Here is a 6,000-nt window from a genome sequence, read left to right on the forward strand (position 1 = left end):
CACCGCCGGAGCGAGTGGGCATAGGCACCGCTACGCCGGCGGGGCCGCCACCGGCGGCGCCACGGGGCGCGGTCCAGCGAGGGAGAACCAGGCGTGCAGAGCTACTGGAGCCAGCTGGCCCTGGTCGCGGTCCTGATCGTGGTGAACGCGATTTTCGCCGGCAGCGAGCTGGCCCTGGTGTCGCTGCGCGACAGCCAGGTCCAGCGGCTGGAACGCACCGGGCGCACGGGCCGGGTGCTGGCCCGACTGGCCCGCGACCCGAACCGCTTCCTGGCCACCATCCAGATCGGCATCACCCTGGCCGGGTTCCTGGCCTCGGCCGCCGCCGCCGTGTCGCTGGCCCGGCCGCTGGTGCCGCTGCTGGACGGCGTCTTCGGCCGGGCCGCCGGCCCGGTGTCCGTGGTGCTTGTCACGTTGGTGCTGACCTTCGTCACGCTGGTCTTCGGTGAGCTCGCCCCGAAACGGATCGCCATGCAGGTCCCGGAGCGGTGGGCGCTGCTCGTGGCCCGCCCGCTGGATCTGCTCGCCGCCCTCACCCGGCCGGTGGTCTGGGTCCTCGGTGCCACAAGCGACCTGGTGGTACGGCTGTTCGGGCTGGACCCGAAGCCCGAGCGGGACGAGATCAGCCCGGACGAGCTGCGGGACATCGTGGCCGGCCACCACGGCTTCACCAAGGAGCAGCAGACAATCATCGCAGGTGCCGTGGAGATCGCCGAGCGGCGGCTACGGGCGGTGCTGGTGCCGAGGTTGCAGGTCTTCTGTCTGGACAGCGGCACCACGGCGGAAGCCGCCCGACTGGTGCTGGCCGCCTCCGGGCACTCCCGCGCGCCGGTGGTACGCCACGGCGGCCTGGACGATTCGGTGGGCGTCATCCACCTGCGGGACCTGGTCGGCGTCGGTGACGACCAACCGGTCGACGAGTACGCCCGGCCGCCGATGCTGCTGCCGGACTCGGTGCCGGTGGTCGACGCGCTCCGCCGGTTCAAGTCCGAACGCCAGCACATGGCCCTGGTCGTCGACGAGCGTGGTGCCGTCGAGGGCATCGTCACCCTGGAGGACATCCTTGAGGAGATCGTCGGGGAGATCTACGACGAGACCGACCGGGACGTCATTGAGGTACGCGCCGATGCCGACGGTGCGCTGCTGCTGCCGGGCACGTTTCCCATCCACGATCTGCCCGACATCGGCGTGGACCTGCCCGGGCGTCCGGACGGCGACTACACCACCGTGGCCGGCCTGGTCCTGGCCGGCCTCGGCCGGATCCCCACCGCCGGGGAGCATCTCACCGTCGACGGCTGGCGGCTGGAGGTGACCCTCGCCGACGACCGGGCGGTCTCCGGTGTCCGGCTGTGTCGCACCGCGACGGCAGCCGCGGACTCGGACGAGCCCGAGGCACCGGCGGCCTCCGACGCGCCCGAGGCGCAGCCGGGCGACGCGGCGGAGACGCCGACCGACGCCCCGTCGGTGCTGGACGGCACCCGGCGCTGACCGCGTGTGAGCAGGCGTAGCGGGCCCTACCCCGGGCTGGCGCAGCCGGACCTGGCTGGCTCCGGCACGCGCTGGGTCAGCTCCGCGCGGCCCGGCCCGCGCTGGGCGGATCGGGCAGCGGCGGATCCAGTCGTACCCGGTGCACCGGCACCTGCCAGGTGCTCCGACCGAGCAGCCGGGCCAGCGCGCGGATCGCCCACGGGCCCGACGGGTGCCGTTGCGGGCCGATCATCCGGCCGCTCAACCGGCCGTACCAGTGCCGGGTGACGACCAGATCGGTGAGCCGCAGCGGGCCGCCGGCCGGGCCGCGCAGTACGAGGTCCACCACCCGACCCAGCCGGCGGCCCTGGTGGTCGTACGCGGTCCGGCCCAGTAGTTCACCCGCTCGCACGGTCGGCCCCCGGGATCCGGCCGATCAGGTTCCGGCGCAGCCATTCCTCCACCGGCGAGGTGGGCAGCTCGTCGGCGCTCACCCGCAGCCACACCGCACTGTCGACCCGCGCGACAAGCGCGTACGGGATGCGCAGCGGCGCCAGCGGCCGATCCGTGACGAACCGCTCGGCGGTCAGCACCAGCACCCGCCCCAGCCGTCCGCCGACCCGCTGCCCGAGCGCACCCGGGCCGCTGAGCAACGTCCGCAGGTACGGCACCCCGTCCGCGTCGAGTGCGAACTCCACGTCGTCGACCTTGCCGACCAGCCGCCCGTCGCGGTCGACGAGTTGCCGGTCGAGCAGCTCCTGGCTGACCTGGATCCTCACTGGCCCATCCTCGTCCCGATCGCCAGCGGTACGGCGACGATCGAGGCAGCGAGGATGACCAGCAGCAGCACCGCGCCCAGCAGGTTGAGTGCTCGGCCGTTGACCCGATCGCCCAGGTAGGTGCGGTCGTTGGCGACCACCAGGATCGGCAGGTAGGTCAGCGGCAACGCCACGGCACTGATGATCAGCATGTATTCGGTGAGGGTCACCGGGTCGACGGTGGTGAGCAGCAGGAGCACCCCGAGCAGCACGCTGACCAGCAGCACCGTGTGGAAGCGGGCCGCCTCGCGGGGGCTCACCCGTTTGCCCCACTGCCAGCCGAAGTACTGCGCGGCGGCGTACGCGGCGGACAGGCCGGTCTCCAACGCGGCGCCGAAGGTGACCGCGAAGAACGCGAGTGCCGCCACGGCGAGGCCGGCCGCGCCGAAGGCCAGCACCACCGGATGCGCGACCTGGTCGAGGCTGTCCACCGTCAGGCCGGCGGGGCGCAGCACCACGGCCGCCGTGGCGATCAGCGACAGGGCGAGGAACCCGCCGATCGGAAAACCGACAAGCACGCTGAAGCGGGCGTCGGCCAGGTCGTCGGCGCTCCAGCGTTCCTCGACCCCGCCCGAGGAGAAGAAGAAGACCTCGTACGGGCTGACCGTCGAGGCGAACAGCGCCACCGCGACGAACCAGTACGCCCCCCACCCCTGACCGGACTCGTCGGGCGCCACCGCGCTGCGGCCGAGCGCCGCCCAGTCGGTGGGCAGCCAGAACAGGGCGACGGCGAAGACCACCAGAGCCAGCCCGGCCAGCCCGAAGACCCGCTCCATCACCGGAAACCGCATCCGCCACAGCACCAGCCAGACCGCGATCCCGGCGACCGGCACCCAGAGCAGGTAGGGCACACCTGTGGCCAGCCGCAACGCCAACGCCACCCCGCCCAGCTCGGCGGCCAGGGTGATCACCGTGACCAGGTACGACGCGACCAGGTTGATCAGGGCCATCCGCGCGCCGAGCCGCTCCCGGACCAGGTCGAACACCGCCCGGCCGGTGACCGCCGCGATCCGTCCGGCCATGTCCGCGTACGCGCAGATGGTGACGACCCCGAGCAGCAGCACCCAGGTGTGCGCCATGCCGAAGCGGGCCCCGGCCTGGCCGGCGGCGACCAGGTCGCCGATGTCGACGAAGCCGCCGACCGCGGACAGGATGCCGAGCGTGGCGGCGAGGAGCTTCCTCACGTCGGCGGTGCGGGCTCGGTCATCGACGCGACGATAACGCCACCAAAGCCGCTATCTAGGCGAAACCGCCTCAGCCCTGCGCAGGAAAGGGATGACGATCAGTGGCGGCCCGGTCGGGCCCGGCGTCGAGCCGAACGGTCTGCTCCCACTCGGCAAGCCCTGTCAGCTCGGCGAGCCTTGTCGGTCGGCGGCCGGATAGAGGTTCTGGAGACGTACCTGGCCACGGGCGACCAATCGCGCATCCGCGTCCGTGATCTCCACCTGCCACAGCTGCTGGCTCCGCCCCCGGTGCACCGGGGTACCGACCGCGACCAACTCACCCTCGCGCACGGCCCGCAGGAAGTCGGTCTGGTTGGACACCCCGACCACCTGCCCACGCTCGCCCAGCCAGACACCGGCGCCCAGGCTCGCCGCCGTCTCCACCACCGAGCAGTAGACCCCGCCGTGCAGGATGCCGTACGGCTGGTGCAGCTCCGGGCGGACCCGCCAGCGGATCGTGACCCGGTCCCCGCTGATCTCGTCCAGTTCCAGCCCGAGCAGGGCGAAGAAGCCGCCCGACATCTCCGACACGTCCACGGTCACCTCCACGATCTTGGACTCGCCAGCCTAGTGCCGGTGCCTCCCGCCAGAACCCGGTAGGGCAGGACCGGGCTGATGGGGGAGAATCGGTGACCGTGACCGACAGCAACCTCCCGCCGGCCCGGCGGGACTCTCTCACCGATGACCTGCGCTGGCGGGGCCTGCTTCAGGACTCCACCGACCCCGACGAGCTGCGTGCGCTGCTCGACGGTCCGGGAGCCGCCTTCTACGTGGGCTTCGACCCGACCGCGCCGAGCCTGCACGTCGGCCACCTGATGCAGGTCACCACCGCCCGTCGCCTCCAACTCGCCGGGCACCGGCCGCTGCTGCTGGTGGGCGGCGCAACCGGGCAGATCGGCGATCCGAAGGAGAGCGCGGAACGGACCCTCAACCCGCCGGAAGTGGTGGCGAGCTGGGTCCAGCGGATCCGCGACCAGCTCGCACCCTTCGTCTCCTACACCGGGGACCATGCCGCCCGCCTGGTCAACAACCTGGAGTGGACCGGCGAGATGTCGGTGGTGGAGTTCCTGCGCGACGTGGGCAAGCACTTCCCGGTCAACCGGATGCTGGCTCGTGAGGTGGTCCGGGCCCGACTGGAGAGCGGGATCAGCTTCACCGAGTTCAGCTACCAGCTGCTCCAGGCCAACGACTTCTTCGAACTGCACCGGCGGCACGGCTGCCAGCTTCAGTTCGGTGGCTCGGACCAGTGGGGCAACATCACCGCCGGCGTCGACTACGTGCGGCGACGCGGCCTCGGGCCGGTCCAGGCGTTCACCACCCCGCTGGTGACCAAGTCGGACGGCTCGAAGTTCGGCAAGACCGAGGGCGGCGCGATCTGGCTCGATCCCGAGATGACCAGCCCGTACGCCTTCTACCAGTTCTGGATCAACGTCGACGATCGGGACGTGGGCCGCTACCTGCGCTACTTCAGCTTCCGCTCCCGGGAGGAACTGGAGGCACTGGAGAAGGAGACCGCGGAGCGGCCGGCGTCCCGGGCAGCTCAGCGCGCTCTCGCCGAGGAACTGACCACCCTGGTGCACGGCGAACGTGAGATGGCCCAGGTGGTCGCGGCCAGTCACGCCCTGTTCGGCCGGGGGTCGCTTGACGAGCTGTCCGCGGTGACGCTGCGCGCCGCACTCACCGAGGCCGGTCTGGTACGCCTCGACGACCTCCCCGAGGTGGCCGCATTGTTCAAGGAGTCCGGCCTGGTGCCAAGCATGAAGGAGGCCCGGCGGGTGATCGCTGAGGGCGGCGCCTACGTGAACAACACCCGTGTCGTCGCAGCGGACGCCGTTGTCTCTCCGGCGGATCTGCTGCACGGGAGGTACCTCGTGCTGCGTCGGGGGAAGCGGTCCTTCGCCGGGGTGGAGGTCGACTCCTGATCGGCGATCGGCGGATGTGACGCGGGACGCGCCCGGCGGATTTGACGATCAATCCGCCGGGCGCGTAGCTTTCTCTCTGCCAGCGCGGAACGGACGAAGAGGTCGAAGACCTCAGGCCGGAGCGCAGGTAGACCTTTCGGACCGGGTGGCTGACGTCCACCAGGTCGGAGCCGGGCGGTGCCCCAGATTCGTCGGGAGGCGGATTTGGCGGGGCGAAACCGACCGGGTATGGTTGACGACCGGCAGGGCCCCAGGCGCGCTAGCGGGAGACCGCAGCGGCTGGCCTGCCAAAGCCACGATCGGAACGGCGGAAGCCGGCTCGATCATGGTGCCCGGAGAAATGGGTTGAAGCGTGACAAAGCGGTGTGAGCCGGTTTGACACGGCGGAAACCACCGGGTAACGTGGTAAAAGTGCCCGGCGCGGTTGTGTTGGGTGTGGTGCCCCGGATGGTGGCCCTTGGTTGGGTTGTCTGATGGTGTGTGGTTGTTCTTTGAGAACTCAACAGGGTGCTTGATAAGCCAGTGCCAAATTGTTTGATTCCCGGGCTGGCCAGGTTTTTGTCTGGTTGG

At 70.9% G+C, this 6,000-nt stretch carries 6 protein-coding genes; 2 read left to right on the plus strand and 4 right to left on the minus strand.

Annotated features, from left to right (window positions below; genetic code table 11):
• Window positions 1-93: 93 nt before the first annotated feature.
• A complete protein-coding gene (locus AB0I71_RS26135; RefSeq protein WP_357588898.1) occupies window positions 94-1,488 on the plus strand; it encodes a hemolysin family protein in 1,395 nt (464 codons plus the stop codon).
• A gap of 76 nt (window positions 1,489-1,564) precedes the next feature.
• On the opposite strand, the gene AB0I71_RS26140 is transcribed toward AB0I71_RS26135, so the two are convergent.
• The 4 genes from AB0I71_RS26140 to AB0I71_RS26155 form a co-directional block, all read right to left on the minus strand.
• Window positions 1,565-1,879 (minus strand): PRC-barrel domain-containing protein, encoded by a 315-nt coding sequence (locus tag AB0I71_RS26140; RefSeq protein ID WP_357588900.1) that lies wholly within the window; start codon window positions 1,877-1,879, stop codon window positions 1,565-1,567.
• Complete coding sequence (locus tag AB0I71_RS26145) at window positions 1,866-2,246, minus strand: hypothetical protein (RefSeq protein WP_357588903.1); 381 nt, start codon at window positions 2,244-2,246, stop codon at window positions 1,866-1,868. Before AB0I71_RS26145 ends, AB0I71_RS26140 begins: the two co-directional genes overlap by 14 nt.
• Window positions 2,243-3,469, minus strand: coding sequence for a divalent metal cation transporter (locus AB0I71_RS26150; protein ID WP_357588905.1), 1,227 nt, complete (start codon window positions 3,467-3,469; stop codon window positions 2,243-2,245). Before AB0I71_RS26150 ends, AB0I71_RS26145 begins: the two co-directional genes overlap by 4 nt.
• Window positions 3,470-3,631: 162 nt before the next feature.
• Entirely contained in the window at window positions 3,632-4,030 is a 399-nt protein-coding gene (locus tag AB0I71_RS26155; RefSeq protein WP_357588916.1) for a PaaI family thioesterase, read from the minus strand.
• A 113-nt stretch (window positions 4,031-4,143) separates the two neighbouring features.
• Here AB0I71_RS26155 and tyrS point away from each other — a divergent pair, with 113 nt between their 5' ends.
• On the plus strand, window positions 4,144-5,430 hold the full coding sequence (gene tyrS, locus AB0I71_RS26160; RefSeq protein ID WP_357588918.1) for a tyrosine--tRNA ligase: 1,287 nt from the start codon (window positions 4,144-4,146) through the stop codon (window positions 5,428-5,430).
• Window positions 5,431-6,000: the final 570 nt, after the last annotated feature.

The organism is Micromonospora sp. NPDC049891 (assembly GCF_040660295.1).
GTDB lineage: Bacteria > Actinomycetota > Actinomycetes > Mycobacteriales > Micromonosporaceae > Micromonospora.

Excerpts from the sequence above, each read along its gene's own strand:
- AB0I71_RS26155 (WP_357588916.1), bottom strand. The coding sequence starts at position 4,030 with ATGTCGGGCGGCTTCTTCGCCCTGCTCGGGCTGGAACTGGACGAGATC.